The organism is Paenarthrobacter ilicis (assembly GCF_016907545.1).
Taxonomy (GTDB): Bacteria; Actinomycetota; Actinomycetes; order Actinomycetales; family Micrococcaceae; genus Arthrobacter; species Arthrobacter ilicis.
In genome coordinates, this window is sequence record NZ_JAFBCD010000001.1 from 1,293,769 (window position 1) to 1,314,265 (window position 20,497).

13 protein-coding genes are annotated in these 20,497 nt (G+C 64.5%); 3 read left to right on the forward strand and 10 right to left on the reverse strand.

Annotated elements, in window-relative coordinates:
* Nucleotides 1-2,613: a nitrite reductase large subunit NirB gene (gene nirB / locus JOE60_RS06020; protein ID WP_167264723.1), complete on the reverse strand. Its 2,613-nt coding sequence runs from the start codon at nt 2,611-2,613 to the stop codon at nt 1-3.
* A 279-nt stretch (nt 2,614-2,892) separates the two neighbouring features.
* On the opposite strand from nirB, the gene nirD reads away from it, so the two are divergent.
* A complete protein-coding gene (gene nirD, locus JOE60_RS06025; RefSeq protein ID WP_167264724.1) occupies nt 2,893-3,276 on the forward strand; it encodes a nitrite reductase small subunit NirD in 384 nt (127 codons plus the stop codon).
* On the opposite strand, the gene JOE60_RS06030 is transcribed toward nirD, so the two are convergent.
* Nucleotides 3,273-5,018, reverse strand: coding sequence for a phospho-sugar mutase (locus JOE60_RS06030; RefSeq protein WP_167264725.1), 1,746 nt, complete (start codon nt 5,016-5,018; stop codon nt 3,273-3,275). The genes nirD and JOE60_RS06030 overlap by 4 nt on opposite strands.
* A gap of 98 nt (nt 5,019-5,116) precedes the next feature.
* Entirely contained in the window at nt 5,117-5,917 is an 801-nt protein-coding gene (locus tag JOE60_RS06035; protein WP_208381331.1) for a purine-nucleoside phosphorylase, read from the reverse strand.
* A gap of 121 nt (nt 5,918-6,038) precedes the next feature.
* Here JOE60_RS06035 and JOE60_RS06040 point away from each other — a divergent pair, with 121 nt between their 5' ends.
* Nucleotides 6,039-7,442 carry an NAD(P)H-quinone dehydrogenase gene (locus JOE60_RS06040; RefSeq protein ID WP_167264727.1) on the forward strand — a complete coding sequence of 468 codons (1,404 nt, stop codon included), beginning with the start codon at nt 6,039-6,041 and terminating at the stop codon, nt 7,440-7,442.
* Nucleotides 7,443-7,479: 37 nt separating this feature from the next.
* On the opposite strand, the gene JOE60_RS06045 is transcribed toward JOE60_RS06040, so the two are convergent.
* Genes JOE60_RS06045 through JOE60_RS06055 form a run of 3 tightly spaced genes read right to left on the reverse strand, consistent with a single transcriptional unit; the run spans nt 7,480 to nt 12,638 of the window.
* Entirely contained in the window at nt 7,480-9,039 is a 1,560-nt protein-coding gene (locus JOE60_RS06045) for an FAD-dependent oxidoreductase (protein WP_167264728.1), read from the reverse strand.
* A complete protein-coding gene (locus tag JOE60_RS06050) occupies nt 9,036-11,225 on the reverse strand; it encodes a molybdopterin oxidoreductase family protein (protein WP_167264729.1) in 2,190 nt (729 codons plus the stop codon). Before JOE60_RS06050 ends, JOE60_RS06045 begins: the two co-directional genes overlap by 4 nt.
* Entirely contained in the window at nt 11,226-12,638 is a 1,413-nt protein-coding gene (locus JOE60_RS06055) for an MFS transporter (RefSeq protein WP_167264730.1), read from the reverse strand.
* 264 nt (nt 12,639-12,902) lie between these two features.
* Here JOE60_RS06055 and JOE60_RS06060 point away from each other — a divergent pair, with 264 nt between their 5' ends.
* Entirely contained in the window at nt 12,903-14,315 is a 1,413-nt protein-coding gene (locus tag JOE60_RS06060; RefSeq protein ID WP_167264731.1) for an MFS transporter, read from the forward strand.
* Nucleotides 14,316-14,381: 66 nt separating this feature from the next.
* On the opposite strand, the gene JOE60_RS06065 is transcribed toward JOE60_RS06060, so the two are convergent.
* From JOE60_RS06065 to JOE60_RS06080, 4 genes are all read right to left on the reverse strand, one after another.
* Complete coding sequence (locus JOE60_RS06065; RefSeq protein ID WP_167264732.1) at nt 14,382-16,250, reverse strand: acetyl/propionyl/methylcrotonyl-CoA carboxylase subunit alpha; 1,869 nt, start codon at nt 16,248-16,250, stop codon at nt 14,382-14,384.
* 60 nt (nt 16,251-16,310) lie between these two features.
* Nucleotides 16,311-16,982 carry a Maf family nucleotide pyrophosphatase gene (locus JOE60_RS06070; RefSeq protein ID WP_167264733.1) on the reverse strand — a complete coding sequence of 224 codons (672 nt, stop codon included), beginning with the start codon at nt 16,980-16,982 and terminating at the stop codon, nt 16,311-16,313.
* A gap of 119 nt (nt 16,983-17,101) precedes the next feature.
* On the reverse strand, nt 17,102-19,627 hold the full coding sequence (locus JOE60_RS06075) for an MMPL family transporter (protein WP_167264734.1): 2,526 nt from the start codon (nt 19,625-19,627) through the stop codon (nt 17,102-17,104).
* A gap of 1 nt (nt 19,628) precedes the next feature.
* Nucleotides 19,629-20,354, reverse strand: coding sequence for a TetR family transcriptional regulator (locus tag JOE60_RS06080; protein WP_167264735.1), 726 nt, complete (start codon nt 20,352-20,354; stop codon nt 19,629-19,631).
* Between the last annotated feature and the right edge of the window lie 143 nt (nt 20,355-20,497).

The following is a 20,497-nucleotide window of genomic DNA, read 5'->3' on the forward strand; positions in this document are numbered from 1 at the left end:
TTATTCGCTGCGTACCGGGATGGTGGAGGCGATCAGCACGCCACCCTTTTCTTCGTTGGTGGCGGGCCGGATCTGGCCGCGCTCCGGTACGAAGGAGATGGACTCGTCTTTCTGGTCCGGGGCGTTCACGAAAGAACGGAAACGGCGCAGGCGCTCAGGATCCTTCAGGGTTTCAGCCCATTCATCCTGGTACGTGTCAATGTGCTTGGCCATGGCGGCTTCCAGCTCCTCGGCGATGCCCAAGGAGTCGCGTACCACCACGTCCTCTACGTGCTTGATGTCGCCGTCGAGCTCTTCCTGCCAGCGCGCGGTGCGCTGGAGGCGGTCGGCCGTGCGGATGTAGTACATCAGGTAGCGGTCGATGTACTTCAGGAGGGTTTCATCGTCCAGGTCCTTGGCGAGCAGTTGTGCGTGGGCCGGGGTGGCGCCACCGTTTCCGCCCACATACAGGTTCCATCCGTCAGCGGTGGCGATGACGCCAACATCCTTGCCGCGGGCTTCGGCGCATTCCCTGGCGCAACCGGAAACACCCATCTTCAGCTTGTGCGGGCTGCGAAGTCCGCGGTACCGCAGCTCCAGGGCGATGGCCATCTGCACGGAGTCCTGCACTCCAAAACGGCACCATGTGGAGCCGACGCACGACTTCACGGTCCGCAGGCTCTTTCCGTAGGCCTGGCCGGATTCGAACCCGGCGTCCACCAGTTCCTTCCAGATGTCCGGCAGCTGCTCAAGGCGGGCTCCGAACATATCGATCCGCTGCCCGCCAGTGATCTTGGTGTAGAGGTTGTACTTCTCGGCAACTGCGGCGATCACACCCAGGCCCTTCGGGGTGATTTCACCACCGGCAATCCGGGGAACAACGGAGTAGGTTCCGTCTTTCTGCATGTTCGCCAGCGCGCGGTCGTTGGTGTCCTGGAGAGCACCACGTCCTGCATCCAGAACGTAGGCGGAGTGCTGGCTGGCCAGGATGGAGGCAATGGTCGGCTTGCAAATATCGCAACCGGCGCCGGTACCGTACTTGGCCATGATGTCCTCAAAGGACGTCAGCTCCAGAACCCGGATGGCGTCGAAGAGTTCCTGCCGGGAGAGGCTGATGTGCTCGCACAGGGCCTTGGATACTTCGATGCCGGACTTGGTGAGTTCACCCTCCAGCAGCTTCTTCAGCATGGGTACGCAGGAACCGCACTGTGTGCCGGCACGGGTGCAGCCCTTCAGCTCGCCCAGTTCCTGCACAGGAGCGCTGCCCTCGCATGCGCCGCAGCCATTGATGGTGTCGCGGATGGTGCCGGCGGATACGTTGTTGCAGGAACACAGGATTGCATCATCGGGGAGTTCCGTCTCCGGAGCCTCGCCGCCACCGGCAGCCGTCAGGTAGGCGCCGGGCTCTGCCGGAAGCTCGCGGCCAAGCAACGGACGCAGGCTCATGTACGGGGAGGCATCGCCCACGAAGATGCCACCCAACAGGGTCTTGGCATCGTCAGTGGTCACAATCTTCTGGTAGACGCCACGGGCAGGGTCGGCATACACAATTTCCAAGGCATGCTCGGTCCGGGCGAACGCGTCACCGAAGCTGGCTACATCAACGCCGGACAATTTCAGCTTGGTGGCCGTGTCAAAGCCAGGGAACGTCGCCTCGCCACCGTGCAGCCGGTCCGCGACGATCTCCGCCATGGTGTTGGCAGGAGCCACCAAGCCCAAGCACATGCCGCCAAAGTTGGCCACCTCGCCGATGGCCCAGATGCCGTCCACTTCCGTGGCACAAAAATCGTTGATGACCACGCCTCCGCGCTGGCCAAGGCTGAACAGCTGCTCTTCGCCCTCGGCAGCGCGGAAAAGGTCGTCGCGGGGACGTACGCCAATCGCCACGATCACCAGGTCCGCTTCAATGGTGCGGCCATCAGCCATCAGAACGCCGGTGACGTTGCCGTCGTCGTCCGTGACAACCTCGGAGGGGAAAACCCCGCCGTGGACCGTGAATCCCTTGGCTTCAATGAGTCTGCCCAACGCCTGGCCTGCGCCCTCATCCAGCTGGGTATTCATCAGCCAGGGCGAGCCGTTGATGACGATCGGAGTCGCGCCCAATTGCTCGGTTCCTGCCGCGGACTCAAGCCCCAGGAGGCCTCCACCAATGGTGACGGCTTTAACCTTGCGGCCCAGCTTCGCGGTCAGTTGGGCAATGGCCTTGTTGATGGCCCACACGTCTTCCAGGGTCCGGTACACGTGGGTGTGCTCCGCCCCGGGGATGGGCAGTCGGGCCGCATCCGAACCCGATGCCACCACCAGATGGTCGTAGCCGTACTCAGCGCCGGACGCCGTGGCCACACTCTTCGCCGCTATGTCAATGGAGACGGCGCGCTCGGCGGTCTTCAACTGAAGCGCCTGGTGGTCCCACATGGTCGCGTTGCCCAAGGTGAGGTCCACGCCTGTCTCGGTGAGGGCCTTGCTCAACGCCACGCGGTCGTAAGGGAGGTGGTTCTCTTCGGTGAGAACTGTTACCTGCCACCCTTCAAGGCCCCGGTTGTACATGGCATCGGCAAAGCGGTGGGCAGCGGGACCGCCGCCAACCACCACCACGCGGCGCGGGGTCTTTGTGCTTGAAGTGTGTCCGGTCACTGGTGGGCCTTTCGCAGTTGTTGCAGACGGATCTCCGCAACTCGTGGTTCCACCCTAGGGACGCGCAGTTTCGCTTCAGTTTCCCTTATGTTTCGTGATCTTAACTTCTGCATCACAAAAGCATTTCCCGCTGCGTGAGGTCTCTTTTACCAGCCGGACATAAACCTGCGGCTCCTGTGAAACACCAAAGCCCTAGCGTGGGGAATGGCCGCAAATGCGGCCGGTCCGGGAGTCGTTGGCGGAAAGAGCCGGCACCCGGACGCAGCGAGAGGGGCTGAAATGACTGTCATCTTGGATCGTGCCGGGAACCTGGACCGTGCCGGAAACCATGGGGAACCATCCACCACCTGGCACAGGGTGTGCCCTTTGGACGAGCTGGAGCCGGCATGGGGTGAGGCCGCACTTGTATCCGGCAGGCAAGTGGCGCTGTTCCGGGCCGGCGCTGCGGAGGTCTTCGCCGTGGACCAGCAGGACCCTGCCACGCTGGCCAACGTCATGGCCCGCGGCATCATGGGATCCCGCGGTACCCGGCCCACCATCGCCTCGCCGTTGCACAAGGAGGTCTACGATCTGGAAACCGGTGAGTGCTTCACCAACCCGGAACTGCGCCTTGCTGCCTTTGCTGCCCGTGTGGTGGACGGGCATGTGGAGATCGAACTCTAGAGGCCCAGTGCTTCCCGGACATCACGCAGGACATCGTCCAGGGAGGTCCTGGCAGCCTGGCGTGCCGCTGCCAGTTCTGCTGCCGAGTCCACCGGCTGGATGACCTCCAGGTAGCACTTGAGCTTGGGCTCGGTCCCGCTGGGACGGATGATGATCCGGCTCTGGTCCCGTGTGAGGTACAGCAGGCCATCCGTGGGCGGCAACGCGTCGCTACCCTCCGCCAGATCGGTGAACACCTCCACTGCGGAGTCCCCGAAGGTCTCCGGCGGGTTGACGCGCAAGCGGTTCATCATGGCGTCCAGGAGTCCGAGGTCTGCCACGCGGATGCTCAATTGGTCGCTGGCGTGCAAGCCGTGCACCAGGTAGAGCTCATCCAGGGTGTCGAAGATGGTCTTGCCGTCGGCCTTGGCCGCTGCAGCCAGCTCGGCAATCAGCACCGCCGCGGAAATTCCGTCCTTGTCCCGCACCAGGTCCGGCGCCACGCAATAACCCAGGGCTTCTTCGTACCCGTAGGTGAGCCCGGGTACCCGCGAGATCCATTTGAAGCCGGTCAGCGTCTCCTCATGGGAGTAGCCGGCAGCGGCGGCGATGCGGGCCAGGAGCCGGGACGAAACAATGGAATTGGCGAAGACTCCGCTGGGGGCTTCTTCCCCGGAGGCTGCCGCCAAGCGCGCCACCACGTGGGCGCCAAGGAGTGCTCCCACTTCGTCGCCCCGGAGCATGCGCCAGGCTCCCGTGGTGGGATCCACGGCGGCGACCGCCGCGCGATCGGCGTCGGGGTCGTTGGCCAAAACCAGGTCCGCGCCGGCCTCAGCGGCCGCGGCCAAGGCCAGGTCCAACGCCCCGGGTTCTTCCGGATTGGGGAACGCAACGGTGGGGAAGTCAGGGTCCGGTTCTGCCTGTTCGGCCACCAGTGCGACGTCCGTGAACCCGGCGGCGTTCAGGACGGACACTGCGGTGTCCCCACCCACGCCGTGCATGGGCGTGAGCACAATTTTCAGGTCGCGTGCGGGGAAATGTTCCCGGTCCACCAGCCCGGCCACGGCAGCCTGGTAGTCCGCCGAGATGGAAGTGGGCAGTACGGACCAGCCGGCGTCGGCCAATTCGATCGACTCCAAGCCGCCCACGGCGGAAATCTTCGCAGCGATCTCTGTGTCGTAGGGGGCCACGATCTGTGAGCCGCGGCCGCTTTCGGCCACTGCGTGCCTGCCCAAATAGACCTTGTAACCGTTGTCCTGCGGAGGGTTATGGCTGGCTGTGACCATCACACCGCCGTCGCAATCCAGGTTCTTGACCGCGTAGGCCAGCAGGGGAGTCGGCAACGCGGCCGGCATGAGGAAGGTTTCGATTCCCGCAGCGGTGAAAATTGCCGCTGTTTCTTCCGCGAAGATGTCTGAGTTATACCGCGCATCGAAGCCGACGACGGCGCGTGGCCGCGTCCCCGGGGCCGCGGCGTCCACCGCTTCGGTGAGGAAGGCGGCCAAGCCGGCTGCCGCCCGGCGGACCACAACCCGGTTCATCCGGTTGGGCCCGGGCCCAAGTGCTGCGCGCAACCCGGCGGTGCCGAATTGCAGGGTGCCGTTGAAGCTGTCGCCGAGCTCCTGGGCCGCCGCTGCGTCACCGTCTGCGGCGAGGTCAGTCAACTCGACCAAGGCTTGGGACGTTGCCGGGTCGGGGTCTTGGGAGGCCCACTGCCGGGCGTCGGTGATCAGCTGTTCAAGGGCGGCATCGTTGGATGTCATAGGGACAAAACTATCCTTATTGCGGATTCAAAGGGCAACGCGGGTCAGGATATGGTCCGGAAACCGGGTCGCAATGGACCATATCCGTCCCCACCGGTTCAGAGCTTGGCGATGATTTCCGCCAGGAGCTTGGAAATGCGCTTGCCTGCTGCCTGCCCGGCTTCCAGGACTTCTTCGTGGCTCAACGGGACCGGGCTGATGCCTGCGGCCAGGTTGGTCACCAGGGAGATGCCGAATACTTCCATGCCTGCGTGCCGGCCGGCGATTGCTTCCAACGCCGTGGACATTCCCACCAGGTCCGCGCCGATCCGCTTGGCGTACTGCACCTCGGCCGGGGTCTCGTAGTGGGGGCCGGTGAACTGCGCGTACACGCCCTCCTGCAGCGACGCATCCACTTCACGGGCGAGCCCGCGGATGCGCGACGAGTAGAGGTCCGTCAGATCCACGAAGGTGGCGCCTTCCAAAGGGGAGGTGGCGGTGAGGTTGATGTGATCGCTGATCAGCACAGGGGTGCCGGGGTTCCAGTCTTCATTCAGGCCGCCGCAACCGTTGGTGAGCACCAGGGTCTTGCACCCGGCGGCCGCTGCGGTCCGGACACCGTGCACCACCGAGCGCACCCCACGACCTTCGTAGTAGTGGGTCCTTGCCCCGAGCACCAAAGCGCGCTTGCCCTCTTTTGTCAGGACGGACCGGATGGTGCCCACGTGGCCCACCACAGCGGGCTTGTGGAAGCCCGGCACCTCGGAGGCGTTGAGGGTGGCGGTGGTTTCACCGATCAGGTCGGCAGCTTCGGCCCATCCCGATCCGAGCACCAACGCTACGTCGTGGGATTCGATGCCGGTTTCTGCGGCAATGAAGTCTGCGGCTGCTTTCGCGGCCTCGAAGGGGTCTGTGTTCATCAGCTCAGTGTTACTCACTGGTACACGCTACCCCGCGTTTGCAGGACTTTGGTAGGACTGCAGCCCCGGTGAGGCTTGGCTGACTGGCAGGCTGGGCGGCAATGAGCGAGAATTGAGGACTGTGACCACCCAAGTTGACTTCAGTGCCCCCCGTATCGCGATCCTGGGAGGTGGTCCCGGCGGATATGAAGCTGCCATGGTTGCCGCCTCGTTGGGAGCGCACGTCACCATAGTGGAAAGGGCGGGCCTTGGCGGCTCAGCTGTGCTGACCGACGTCGTGCCGTCCAAAACCCTCATTGCCACCGCTGACCTCATGACCCGCGTAGGCGAGGCTGGTGAGCTGGGAGTGAAGTTCGACAGTTCGGCTTCCAAGCCCCATGCGGACCTCAAACACATCAACGACCGCGTCCTGAACCTTGCCCACGGGCAGTCCGAGGATATTCGCGCAGGACTTGAGCGCCTGGGCGTCGAGATCGTCATTGGCTCCGGCACCTTGCTGGACAACAACACCATCGAGGTCCTGACCATCGATGGCACCCGCACCATCGACGCTGACGCCATCCTCCTTGCTGTCGGCGCACACCCCCGCGAACTGCCCACGGCCCGGCCCGACGGCGAGCGCATCCTTAACTGGGCGCAGATCTACAACCTGGATGAACTTCCGGAAGAATTGATCGTGGTGGGTTCCGGCGTGACCGGTGCCGAGTTCGCTTCCGCCTACAACGGCCTTGGTTCCAAAGTCACGCTGATCTCCAGCCGCGATCAGGTGCTTCCCGGTGAAGATACCGATGCCGCCAAGTTGTTGGAAGGCGTTTTTGAACGGCGCGGCGTCCGCGTCCTGTCCCGCTCGCGTGCCAATGCCGTTGAGCGGACGGACGACGGCGTCAAGGTCACCTTGGGTGATGGCTCGGTGGTGACGGGTTCGCACTGTTTGGTGTGTGTTGGTTCCATTCCTAACACCGCGGGACTGGGCCTTGAGGAAGCCGGCGTGACGCTGACTGAGTCCGGCCACATCAAGGTGGACGGTGTTTCCCGCACCACGGCCCCCAACATCTACGCGGCCGGCGACTGCACCGGAGTGTTTGCGCTGGCGTCGGTTGCTGCCATGCAGGGCCGTATTGCCATTGCGCACTTCATGGGTGATGGTGTGAAGCCGCTGAAGCTCAACCAAGTGGCATCCAACATTTTCACGTCCCCGGAGATTGCTTCCGTGGGCGTTTCCGAAGCAGATCTGGCATCCGGCAAGTACCAGGGTGACGTGGTGATGCTGTCCCTGCTCAGCAATGCGCGGGCCAAGATGCGCAACACCAAGGATGGCTTCGTTAAGATTATTGCCCGCAAGGGCTCCGGCACCGTGATCGGTGGCGTGGTGGTTGGTCCGAATGCTTCCGAGCTGATCTTCCCGATTTCCGTGGCCGTGACGCAGAAACTCCACGTGGACGATGTGGCCAGCGCCTTCACGGTCTACCCGTCGCTGACCGGTTCCATCTCCGAGGCCGCACGCCGCTTGCACGTCCACATGTAGCTTCTGGGTTTGCGGCTCCGCGTCCCCAAGAGCGGCGTCACGCAGCAGCAGCCTGGAAGTGCTTCTCGATGATGCCCTTGATGTCCTCGTGGCATCCGCCGCAGCCCGTTCCGGCCCTGGTTGCTTTGGAAACATCGGCTACTGAGGAGCATCCCTCTGCCACGGAGTCCCCGATGCTGGCAGCGCTCACCCCGGCGCAACGGCACACGGTCCGCTGGGGATCGTTGGCCGTGGCCCCGGAGGGCTGGTCGGGGCCGTCCAGGCGGAGCAGCAATGACCGGTCCGCGGGCAGCTCGGAGGAACGCTCAAAGAGCACCACCAGTTCAGCAGCAGTCCGTGGCATGCCCACTGCCACCAGGCCCTCCAGGACCCCGCCGCGGGTGGTCATTTTGACGTACCGGCCGTGTTCCGGGTCCGCCCACTGGGAGACCTGGCGGCGTTCCCGTCCGGACGTCGCTCCTGCTTCCAGCAACTCTTCGTCCCAGGGGTCGGCGTCGTTGTCGCCGGCCACAGCGAGGTTGATGCCGCGGGCTTTAAGGACCACGACGCCGGGCTTCTCCAGCGGCAGGGGGTCCAAGGCGTCAGCGGTTTCCTGGCCGTCCCGGGCCAGGACCACGAGGTATTCGGCCAACCATTCGGCCTGGCGCCAGCCCGGACCTACCAGGCCTGAGGGTCCGGATGCGGAACGGCAGTCCGTGCAGGATGGATCGGCGCAGCGTACTTCGGCACAGTCACCGATCGCGAACATGTGGGGCTCATGATAGGTCCGCAGATGGTGGTCCACCAGGATGCCCTGGCCAACAGGGAGCCCACAGCCTGCCGCCAACTCGATCCGCGGACGCACGCCGCAGGAGAGCACCAGCAAGTCACCGTCGATCGCGGACCCGTCGTCAAGGAGCAGCGCGGAGAAGGATCCGCCGGGGCCGGCGGTCTCCACCCCGGTGGAGCGGGCATTGCCGGCCATGCGGACACCGCCCGCGCGCATGCTTGCCGTCAGGACCGATCCGCTGCCCCGGTCGATGCTGCGGCCCAACGGAAACCGCCCATTGTGCACCACCGTTGCCCGGGCGCCCTCCTCCGCTGCGGCCAAGGCGGTCTCCAGGCCCAGGACCCCGCCGCCCAACACCACAATGCGCTGACCGGCGGAAACTGCTGTGCGCAGCACCTCTGCGTCGTGAAGGTCCCGCAGGGTGGTGACGCCGGGAGGCAGGACGGGGTGGGCCGGATCAGGATTCAGTCCGGTGAGGTTGGGGATGACAGGGCGGGAACCGGTGGCGAAAACCAGCCGATCGTAGTGCTCGGTGGCCCCGTCGGAGAGGACCACGTTCTGCCGGGCACGGTCGATCCGTTTCACTTCCACGCCCAACCGCACCTGGACGCCGTCGGACTCCAACTCAGCGGCGTCCGCCATGGCGAGGGCCGCCGCCGAGGTGCGGCCGACGCCCAGTTCGGCAACCATCACACGGTTGTACGCGGCCTCGGCTTCTTGTCCTACAACCAGGAGCTGGACCAGGCCGGAACGAACGGACGGAAGGAGTTCATCCACCAAGCGGGAAGCCACGGGGCCAAATCCCACAACAACAATGCGCTCACTCACAATGCCTCCTTGGCGTTGGGAAGGGCTCCGGCAGCTACCGGTACGGGCGCGGCAACCGCACGCCGGACCCATACCCTGCTGGTCTTGAATTCGGGCATCCCGGAGATCGGGTCGGTCGCAGCTTCCGTGAGCCTGTTGGCGTTTTCGTGGCCCGGAAAGTGGAAGGGCAGGAACACGGTGTCGGGCCGGACGGTGGTGCTGAGCTCTGCGCGGCAGAGGACCTCGCCCCGGTCATTGACCACGGTGGCGTAGTCGCCGTCGGCAATGCCGCGGGAGGCCGCCGTCGAGGGGTGCATGACCAGCCGGGCCTGGGGCTGGGCGGACAACAGTTCGCTGACGCGCCTGGTCTGGGCCCCGGATTGATAGTGCTCCAGCAACCTGCCGGTAGCGAGGGACAGCGAATCGTCGGCGTAGGAGCGGGCGGCCCGCTTGGACGGGGTGACGGGCACCAGCACGGCACGGCCGTCGGCATGGGCAAACCCGTCAGTGAAAAGCCGAGGAGTTCCGGTGGAGCCTGCGGGGAAGGGCCAGTAGGCGGCCTCGCCGCGGTCCAGCATGGCGTAGTCGATTCCCGAGTAGTCGGCCAGGCCTCCGGCGGAGGCCAGGCGCAGCTCTTCGAAAACGGTCTCCGGGTCATCGCTGAACGTGGAGGGGGCGTCCAGGCGCTCGGCCAGGCGTGCCATGAGCCACAGCTCGCTGCGGACGCCCGGGGGAGGCGTCAGCGCTTGACGACGCCGGATCACCCGCCCTTCGAGGTTGGTCAAGGTGCCTTCCTCTTCCGCCCACTGCGTGACCGGCAGGACGAGGTCGGCTTCGGCGGCGGTCTCCGACATGAAGAAGTCGCACACCACCAGGAAGTCCAGGCTGCGCAGGCCCCGGATGACGGCGTTGGTGTCGGGGGCGGATACCACCACGTTGGCGCCGTGAACGAAGAGGCAATGGACGCCGTCGGGCTGTCCCAGTGACGCAAGAAGTTCGACGGCGGGCAGGCCAGGTCCCGGGATCAGCGACTCCTCGATTCCCCACACCGAGGCAACGTGTGCCCGGGCGGCGGGATCGGTGATCTTGCGGTAGCCCGGAAGCTGATCGGCCTTTTGGCCGTGCTCGCGGCCACCCTGCCCGTTTCCCTGGCCGGTGAGGGTTCCATAGCCGCTGCGGGCCGAGCCGGGCAGGCCAAGGAGCAGGCTGAGGTTGATGGCGGCCGTGGCAGTGTCCGTGCCGTCCACGTGTTGCTCCACGCCGCGGCCGCTGAGGATGTAACTGCCACCGCTGCGGGCGCCCTCTGCCAGGCGCCGGGCCGTTTCCCTGATGAGGCCGGCAGGCACGCCCGTGATGGTTTGCACGCGCTCCGGCCAGAAGGCGCTGAGGCTGCGTACCACTGCCGGGTAGCCCTTGGTGCGCGCAGCGATGAACTCTGCATCCACCAAGCCCTCGTGCACCACAACGTGGGAGATGCCCAGCAGCAGTGCCAAATCGGTGCCGGGGGTCGGCTGCAAGTGGAGGCCGCCGCCGTCGGCCGTGAACTCCGCAGTGGCGGAGCGGCGGGGGTCCACTACGATCAGTCCGCCGGCGTCGCGTGCTCCCCGGAGGTGTTGGACGAACGGCGGCATGGTCTCTGCCACGTTGGAACCGAGCATGAGGATTACCGATGCTGAGTCCAGGTCTGTCACGGGGAAGGGGAGTCCGCGGTCCACCCCGAAGGCGCGGTTGCCGGCGGCAGCAGCGGAGGACATGCAGAACCGGCCGTTGTAGTCGATGCGGGAGGTCCGCAGGGCAAGCCGGGCGAATTTGCCCAGCATGTACGCCTTCTCGTTGGTGAGGCCTCCGCCGCCGAAGACCCCAACGGCGTCCGGCCCGAACCGGCGCTGGGTGTCCTTGACGGCTGCGGTGACCAGCATCAACGCCTGGTCCCAGGAGATCGGCTGGTGGACGCCGTCGGATCCTTTGAGCATCGGCTCGGTGACCCTGCCGGTGTGGCGCAGCAACGACGCCGAAGTCCAGCCCTTGCGGCACAGCCCGCCCTTGTTGGTGGGAAAGTCGCGTCCGGATACTTCAAGCGGAGCGGCAGGCTGGCTTGCGTCTGTCTCCGGTGCGGGGACGGCCCCCGCCGCGGGTGCGGCGGGGGTCAGCGTCATGGCGCACTGGAGGGCGCAGTAGGGGCAGTGGGTTTCGGCGCCGTGGGGCATCTAGATGTGTCCGATCGTGTTGCGCTGCCGGGCGGGGCGGATGTAGCAGATCCAGCAAACGGCGAGCATCAGGACGTAGGCTCCAACGAATCCGTAGAACGCCGGGGTGTAGGAGCCGCTTGCAGTGTTGGAGGCGTTCAGCACCTGCGGGATCACGAATCCGCCGTAGGCGCCGATCGCGGAGATCAGGCCCAGGGAGGACGCGGCCAGGCGTGCGGTGGCTGCGCTGCTTGCGCCGTTGCGTGCCGCGCGGCTGGACGTGGCAAAGATGACCGGGATCATGCGGTAGGTTGCGCCGTTTCCGAAGCCGCTGGCCAGGAAGAGCAGGAGGAACAGGGAGAGGAAGAGCCAGAAGTTCTTCAGCGGCAGCGTCCAGATCATGGTGAGGGTGATGATGGCCATGGACGCGAAGGACATGATGGTCATCCGTGCGCCGCCCATCCGGTCAGCCATGCGTCCGCCATAGGGGCGGGCCAGGGAGCCAACCAGCGGACCAAGGAAGGCCAGGGAGAGCGCCACTGCGCCGACGTGGATGGAGGAGAAATCCGGGAAGTAGTCCTTGATCAGCTTGGGGAAGACTCCGGCAAAGCCGATGAAGGAGCCAAAGGTGCCGATGTACAGGAACGCCATGACCCACAGGTGCGGTTCCTTGAGGGCGGCCAGTGAACCGGCCACATCTCCCTTGGCGCTGGTGAGGTTGTTCATGTACTTGTAGGCACCGAACGCGGCGACGATGATCAGCGGAATCCAGATGATGCCTGCCATGGGCAGGTTGACGGTGCCGGCAGCCAGCAGGGTAATGGCGATGGGCACAACAAGCTGCGCGACGGCGGCACCCAGGTTTCCGCCCGCGGCGTTCAGGCCCAGGGCCCAGCCTTTTTCCCGGGCCGGGTAGAAGAAGGTGATGTTGGCCATGGAGCTCGCGAAGTTACCGCCACCGAAACCAGCCAGGGCAGCGATCAGGAGCATCACGCCGAAGGGTGTTTCCGGGTTGGAGACGCAGAGAGCCAGGCCCGTTGTGGGGATGAGGAGCAGCAGCGCGGAGACGATGGTCCAGTTGCGGCCGCCGAACTTGGGGACCATGAAGGTGTAGGGAATCCGCAGCGTTGCACCCACCAGGCTGGGGATGGAGATGAGCCAGAAAATCTGGTTGGTGTCGAAGCGGAAACCTGCTGCGGGGAGCTGGACCACCACAATGGACCACAGCTGCCAGACGACGAATCCGAGGAATTCAGCAAAGATGGACCAGTAGAGGTTGCGCTTGGCGATGGTCCGGCCTTCGGCTTCCCACTGGCCTTTGTCCTCCGCGTCCCAGTTGGCGATCCAACGGCCGGGGCGGTGCTCGAGGGTGGGGGCGACGGTGGCAGAAGACTGGGCGGGTGCCAGTTCATCTGCGGAGCGGTCAACAGTCACGGAAGTGCTCCTTGATGGGGGATGGTGTCCTTCCAAGGTAGGCAGGGCGCATTTCGCGGATGGTCGCCGTTTGTAAACGTGCTGTGACATTTCCCTATCGGCGGGGTCACCGGCGCGTGAGGCCACGGTGAGGTAGTGTGGCGCCGACCACATATTGGGATTTCTCCATGTGTCCGCATTGTGGACCTGGTTGTCCAGTCAGTGGACACCGGGAACTATTATTGAACTCTCGAATAATCCATGTGAATGAAAGCTGCAAATTACATGTCTTCCACAGCACCATCCAAGGAAGGCGAGTCCACTCAGCCAGTGAACTCGCGCGGACGGGTGATCTTCGCCAGCATGATCGGCACGACCATCGAGTTCTATGACTTCTACGTTTACGCAACCGCTTCAGTGCTGGTCTTCCCTAAGCTGTTCTTTCCGAACGCCACAGACATCAATGCCCTCCTCAGTGCCTTCGCAATCTTCGGCGTGGCGTTCGTAGCCCGGCCTGTTGGTGCGATCGTCTTTGGACACTTCGGTGACAAATTTGGCCGGAAGGGCACCCTGGTGGCGTCGTTGCTGACCATGGGTATTGCAACGTTCCTCATAGGGCTCCTACCCACGGCCACCGTTGCAGGCTGGGCACTTCTGGCGCCGCTGCTACTGGTGGTTCTCCGGTTCTGCCAAGGCCTCGCCCTGGGTGGCGAGTGGTCAGGCGCCGCTCTCCTTGCAACGGAGAATGCGCCTGCGGGTAAGCGTGCGGTCTACGGAACATTCCCCCAGCTGGGAGCACCTATCGGTTTTATCATCGCCAACCTGATCTTCATCTGGATGCGCGGAACCCTCACGGATCAGCAGTTCATGGACTGGGGCTGGCGCGTGCCGTTCCTGCTCAGTGCCGTTCTGGTCATCGTGGGCCTCTACGTCAGGCTCAAGCTGGTGGAAAGCGCATCTTTCAGCAAGGTCATCGAACAGGACAAAGTCCAGAAGCTGCCGCTCGGCGCCACCCTGAAGAATCACTGGCGCCCCGTCTTGGCGGGCACCTTCATCATGTTGGCAACCTACGTGCTCTTCTACATCATGACGTCGTTCACACTGACGTTTGGCAAGGCGCCTTCGTCGCTTGAAGCTGCCAAGGCGGCCGCTGAAAAGTCCGGCAAGCCCATGACCCAGGCCCAGATGGATTCCTTCGTTCCTGGCCTGGGGATACCTGAGAACCAGTTCCTGTGGATGCTGATCATTGGTGTGGTCTTCTTCGGAATCTTCACTGTGGTGTCCGGGCCGCTCGCTGAAAAGTGGGGCCGCCGCAAATTCCTGTTGGGCGTGACAGCGGGGATCTTCGTCTTCGGTGCCCTTTGGTTCGCAATGTTTGGTCCCGGCCAGGCAGCTGCCATGGTGGGCCTCCTTGTTGGCTTCACGCTGATGGGCCTGACGTTTGGTCCCATGGCGGCCATCCTGCCCGAGCTGTTCCCGGCCAACGTCCGCTACACGGGTTCGGCGATTGCCTACAACCTCTCGTCCGTCCTCGGCGCGGCACCGGCGTCGTTCATCGCCATTGCGCTCTGGCAGCTGGGCGAGGGTTCAACCGCTTGGGTGGGCGCTTACATGGCGCTCGCAGCGGTGCTGACGTTCATCGCGCTGTGGCTCAGCCGCGAAACCAAGAACACTGACTACGAGAACAACGTGGCCTAGCAAGCGTTAACGACGGCGGCTCCGCACCTTCCCGGTGCGGAGCCGCCGTCGTTTGGCGCTGTGTTCTTAGTCCTCGATGGTGGCGATGACAGCGCCCGCAGCAACGGTCTCTCCGGCCTTGGCCGTGAGGCCCGTGACCGTGCCCGACTTGTGCGCGGTGAGGGGCTGCTCCATCTTCATGGCCTCGAGCACCACGATCAGGTCGCCTTCGGCAACCACATCACCCTCGGCGGCGGCCACCTTGACGATGGTGCCCTGCATGGGGGAGGTCAGCGCGTTTCCACCGGCAGCCGCTGCCTGCGCGCCGCCGGAGCGGGCACGCTTCTTGGACTTGCCGGTCTTGGCGCTGCCCGCGGAAGCCGCAGCAATGCCGCCGCCAAGGCCGGAGGGAAGTACCACTTCAAGGCGCTTGCCGCCTACCTCGACCACAACGCGCTGGCGATCCCCGGCGTCGGGCGTTTCCGTGCCGGTACCGGTGGCAGACCACGCCGGAATGTTGTTGACGAATTCGGTCTCGATCCAGCGGGTGTGGACCGTGAACGGGCCCTCAGTCGGAGCGAAAGCGGGATCGGTCACTACTGCGAGGTCGAAGGGGATGACCGTGGGGATGCCCTCAACAACCATCTCCTCCAAGGCCCGGCGGGAACGCTGGAGAGCTTGCTCGCGGGTTGCGCCGGTAACCACCAGCTTGGAAAGCATGGAGTCGAAGTTGCCGCTGATGACGTCGCCCTGCTCCACGCCCGAGTCCACGCGGACGCCGGGGCCCGTGGGGTTCTTGAGCGTGGCAATGGTGCCCGGAGCGGGCATGAAGTTGCGGCCCGGGTCCTCGCCGGTGATGCGGAATTCGAAGGAGTGCCCGCGTACTTCGGGATCGCCGTAGCCCAGGGCCTCGCCGCGGGCAATGCGGAACTGTTCCCGGACCAGGTCAATGCCGGTTACTTCTTCGGAGACGCAGTGCTCCACCTGGAGGCGGGTGTTGACCTCGAGGAAGGAAATGGTGCCGTCCTGGCCCACCAGGAACTCGCAGGTTCCGGCGCCAAGGTAGTTGGCTTCCTTGAGGATGGCCTTGGAGGACTCGTAGAGCCTCTGCACCTGGTCCTCGCTCAAGTACGGTGCCGGGGCCTCTTCAACGAGCTTCTGGTTGCGGCGCTGGAGAGAGCAGTCACGGGTGGAAACCACCACCACGTTGCCGAAAGAGTCGGCCAAGCACTGGGTTTCCACGTGGCGGGGAGCATCAAGGAAGCGCTCAATGAAGCATTCTCCGCGGCCGAAGGCAGCAGTGGCTTCGCGAACTGCGGACTCGTACAGCTCCGGGATTTCTTCCATGGTGCGGGCAACCTTGATGCCGCGTCCGCCGCCGCCAAAGGCCGCCTTGATGGCTACGGGAAGGCCGAATTCCTCGGCGAACTTCAGGATTTCGTCCGCGGACTCCACGGGATCTGCCGTGCCGGGGACCAGGGGTGCGCCCACCTTTTCCGCGATGTGGCGGGCCTGGACCTTGTCACCCAAAGCCGAAATTGCCTCGGGGGAGGGGCCGATCCAGGTGATGCCGGCTTCGATGACTTTGCTGGCAAACCCGGCGTTTTCGGCGAGGAAGCCGTATCCGGGGTGGATGGCGTCCGCACCGGATTGCTTGGCGACGTCAATGATCTTGTCCATCACCAGGTACGATTCCGCAGCGGTGTTGCCGCCCAGGGCGTAGGCTTCATCCGCCAGGCGGGCATGCAGGGCGTCACGGTCCGGATCTGCGTAGACGGCAACGGAGGCAATGCCCTCGTCCCGGGCAGCTCGGATGATGCGGACCGCGATTTCTCCGCGGTTGGCAATCAAGACCTTGGTAAGAGGGCTGGAAATGGGCTGCGCCGGGTTAGCTGACAAGTTGTTGACTCCTTCTGTCCTTGAGGAGCCTAGCGCGGTTGTGAGGGTTCCGCCCATATTGATGGGGGATTCCGTGTGTGAGGACGGCTTCCTTTGTAGGGTTGCTACAAATCCAAACTACTGGTCCTCAGCCACCCACAATTCTGTGATTCCCACGTTCGCGTGAACCAGCAGCTCGCGCAGGGTGGAGATGGAGAGGCCCACGACCGCGTGCGGGTCACCCACAACCTTGCGGATAAACGCTCCGCCCAGGCCATCGATGGTGAATGAGCCGGCACACTGCAGCGGTTCACCCGTGGCGATGTAGGCGTCAATTTCGTTCTCCAGCATGGGCGCAAAATGGACTTCGGCGCTTGAGACGGCACCCACGGTGGCGCCGGTCCCTTCCGGTGCGTCACCGGCGTCGTCATCCTGGTCCGCGTCGGCGGCTGTATCCCTGCAGTCCACCAACCAGTGCCCGGTGTGCAGGACGCCTTGGGAGCCGCTCATGCGGAGCATGCGTTCTTTGGCCACCTCGGGGGTGTATGGCTTCCCGTGGGATTCGCCGTCGAACTCGAACACGGAATCACAGCCGATCACCAGGGCGCCTTCGGCGTCAGGCAGTGATGCAACGGCTTCGGCCTTGGCCCGGGCCAGCAGTAAGGCGGTGTCGTGGGCGTCGGTCACGCCGTACCTGGCCTGGACCGCGTCTTCGTCCACGTCGGACACCAGGACCTGGTGGTGGATGCCGGCCTCGGTGAGGAGTTTGGTGCGGGCAGGGGACTGGGAAGCAAGAATCAGGCGGGTCACACCCCCACCCTATTACGCCCCTCTCTCACATCCCGCCCCTTAAACACCGTTGCTCTCTCACTTGCCTGGAGCAAGTGAGAGAGCAACGGTGTTTTTGGGTGGTGATGTGAGAGAGGGACCTAGTGGACCAGCTGCTCCGAGCGTTTGGGATCCTTGTCGGAGCGCTGCAACTTGGCGCCTTCAACGTCCACGTCCGGGAGGATGCGGCCCAGCCACTTGGGCAGCCACCAGGCTTTCTCGCCCAAGAGGTACATGACGGCGGGAACAATGGTCATGCGGACCACGAAGGCGTCAATCAGCACACCGAACGCCATGGCGAAGCCCAGCGGGCGGACCATGGTCAGGTGGCTGAAGATGAAGCCGGAGAACACACTCACCATGATGATCGCGGCAGCCGTGACAACTGCGGCAGCGTGGCTGAAGCCGGAGCGGACAGCGTGCTTGGCGGACTCACCGTGCATGAAGGATTCCCGCATGCCGGAGGTAATGAACACCTGGTAGTCCATGGCCAGGCCAAACAGCACACCAATCAGGATGATCGGCAGGAAGCTCAGCACGGCGCCCGGGTTGGCGACATCAAACACCGCACCCAACCAGCCCCACTGGTACACGGCCACCACCGCGCCGAACGCGGCCGCCAGGGACAGCAGGAAGCCGCCCGTGGCCAACAGCGGAACCACAATGGAGCGGAACACCAGCAGCAACAGGATCAGGGACAGACCGACGACGATCGCCAAGTAAGGGGGCAGCGCGGCGCCAAGCTTCTCCGACACATCGATGTTTCCGGCGGTCTGTCCGGTGAGGCCAATGCTGACGCCCAAGTCACTCTTGATGGACGTGCCCTTGGCCCGGAGATCGGAAACCACCTGGACAGTCCCTGCGCTGGCCGGGCCCTCGGAGGGGATGACCTGGAAGACGGCAGTCTTGCGGTCCTCGCTCAGTGCCACAGGCACGGCAGCCACCACGTTGTCCACGCTGCGGAGCTGGTCCGCGACGTCGTACTGCTTGTTCTTGGCATCGTTCTCGCTGAGTCCCTCAGGGAACTCACCAACCACGATGATCGGCCCGGTGACGCCTTCGCCGAAGCTGCTGCGGGTGAGGTCGTAGGCCTTGAAGGCTTGCGAATCAACAGGCTCGGATCCGCCGTCGGGCAACGCAAGCCGCAACTGTGCCGCCGGCAAAGCCAGGGCGCCCAGCAGAAGGAAGCTGACAATCAACGCAACCCACGGGTGGCGCGTCACCAGGCCGCCCCAGCCGCCGCTGCTGCGTTTCTCTTCGAGTTCGCGGTCAGCGGCTTCGTGGCCGGGCTCGGCATTGTGCGTGGCGGCCTTGGCCCACGCGCGCTTGGAAATGAGACGGCGGCCGATCAACGCCAGGACGGCGGGCGTCAAGGTCAGGGCCACGACGACGGCGACAGCAACTGTCGCTGCGGCTGCCACACCCATGACCGCGAGGAACGGGAGGCCGGGAACCACCAGTGCCGCAAGCGCGATGATGACCGTGAGGCCGGCGAACAGGACTGCGTTGCCGGACGTGCCGGTGGCAAGTGCTGCGGACTCTTCACCGTCCATGCCTGCCAGCAGTTGTGTCCGGTGGCGGTTCACGATGAACAGGGAGTAGTCGATGCCCACGGCCAGCCCCAGCATCAGGGCAAGCATGGGGGAGATGGAGCTCATGTCGATCACGCTGGTCAGTGCAAAGGTGCCGCCAACGCCCACGGCGACGCCGATCAGGGCCATCACCAGCGGCAGGCCGGCAGCGATCAGTGTTCCCAGCATGAGGATCAACACGAGGGCTGCAACAGCGATGCCGATGATTTCAGCGATGCCGAATATCTCTGAAACGTCCTCGGTGATTTCCTTGCTGGCGTACGCGGTGACCCCGGAAGAAGAAACGGCGTGGACAATGTCCTGGACTTCCTGGCGAACTGCGGGGTCCACGGCATTGATGGAGGTCTTGAACTGCACCTGGGCCACTGCGGCCTTGTTGTCAGTGGAAACAAACCGGATGCCCTGCGAGGCTTCAATCTGCCTCTTGCTCAGGGCCAGCGTGGCGGCGCCAGCGGCCGCTTCCTTGGTGCCGGCGTCGAACTTTTCCTTGCCCGCGGCGAGCTCTGCCCGCTGCTGGCCCAGTTGCGCGTCGATCTGTGCGGGCGTGAGGCCGGAAGCGGCAAGCTGCTGCGCTGCTGCGTTGAGCTGCTGCTCGCTCGCAGCCAGTTGCGCGCCGGTAGCATCCAGGAGGGCCTTGCCCTCGGCGGCTTTCGCCTCGCCGGCTGCTATTCCAGCCGCACCGTTGTCCACTTGTTCCTGGGTGGTGAAGGGGTTCACCACCGCCTGGACCTCGGGCAGGTCCTGCAGCTTGGTCAGTGCGGCCGCGACGGCGTCCTTCTTGGCTTGGTCGAAGCCGGACTCGCCCGCTTCGAAGACCACTGAGGCTGAACCACCCGAAGACTCCGGGAGTGCTTCCTTGAGTTTGTCCGCCATCTGCTGGGTTTCGGTGCCCGGGATGGTGAAGTTGTTGGACATGGTGCCATGGAATGCGGCGGCCGAACCGCCGACTGCCACCAGGACGGCCAGCCACAGCGAGATGACCAGCCAGCGGCGCCTGTACGAGAATTTACCGAGACGGTAGAGGAACGAAGCCATGTCAGAACCGATCTGTGGTGATTGAAACTGGGGTGGAAAGGAGGGCGGGTGCGGTGCTGGTTTGTGGGGTGCCCGACGGCGGCGCGAAGCCGGCTCCCAGGAGGCCCATCGCGTCGATGAGGTGCTGGCGGAGTGTTTTGAGGGACTCCGGGGACAAGTCCGGTCCGCGTTCAGCGAACCAGACGGTCATGGCAGCCTTTCCGCAGGAAATCACGGATCCGGCCAAAGCGTGCAGGTAGAGCTCGCTGACGCCGGAGTGGAACCTTCCCCGGGCGGCCTCGATGATCTGTTCGGTGCAGTGCTCCCAAGCCTCCAGCTCGGAACGGGCCAGGGAGCGGTTGTCCTGCGTGAGGCTGAAGAGCTCGGCCATGGGCGCCACGGACATGGGATCTGCCAACGCCATGAGGGCAGCCTGGGCCGATTCCAGGATGGACTCGTCCGCAGGTCGCAGCCGGAATTGCTCCAGTGCGTGGTCCAGGAAGCCATCCGCTACTGAAGCCAGCGCGGCCTCGAGGCTGGGGAAATAGTTGAAGAAGGTCCTCCGCGACACCCCTGCGCTGGCAGCGATGTCCTCCACGGTGAAATTGCCGGGACCGTTGCTTCTCAGGAGATCCAAGGCTGCGGTGGAGATGGAGCTGCGGGTGGCTGCCTTGTTGAGTTCGCGCCGGGTGGGAGCGCTGGGTTCATCGGGCTCCGCAGCCGATGGTGAAGAACTTGTTTGGGTCACATACTTACACTAAGTGCAAGTTTGCACTGTGCGCAATTTGAGGTCCTGCACGGCTGTGGATCATAGCCGCTGGGGGCGCGCACAACAAAGGCCCGCACCCCTCGCTGAACCGCCGGAAACCGGGTGAACAGCAAGGGGAGCGG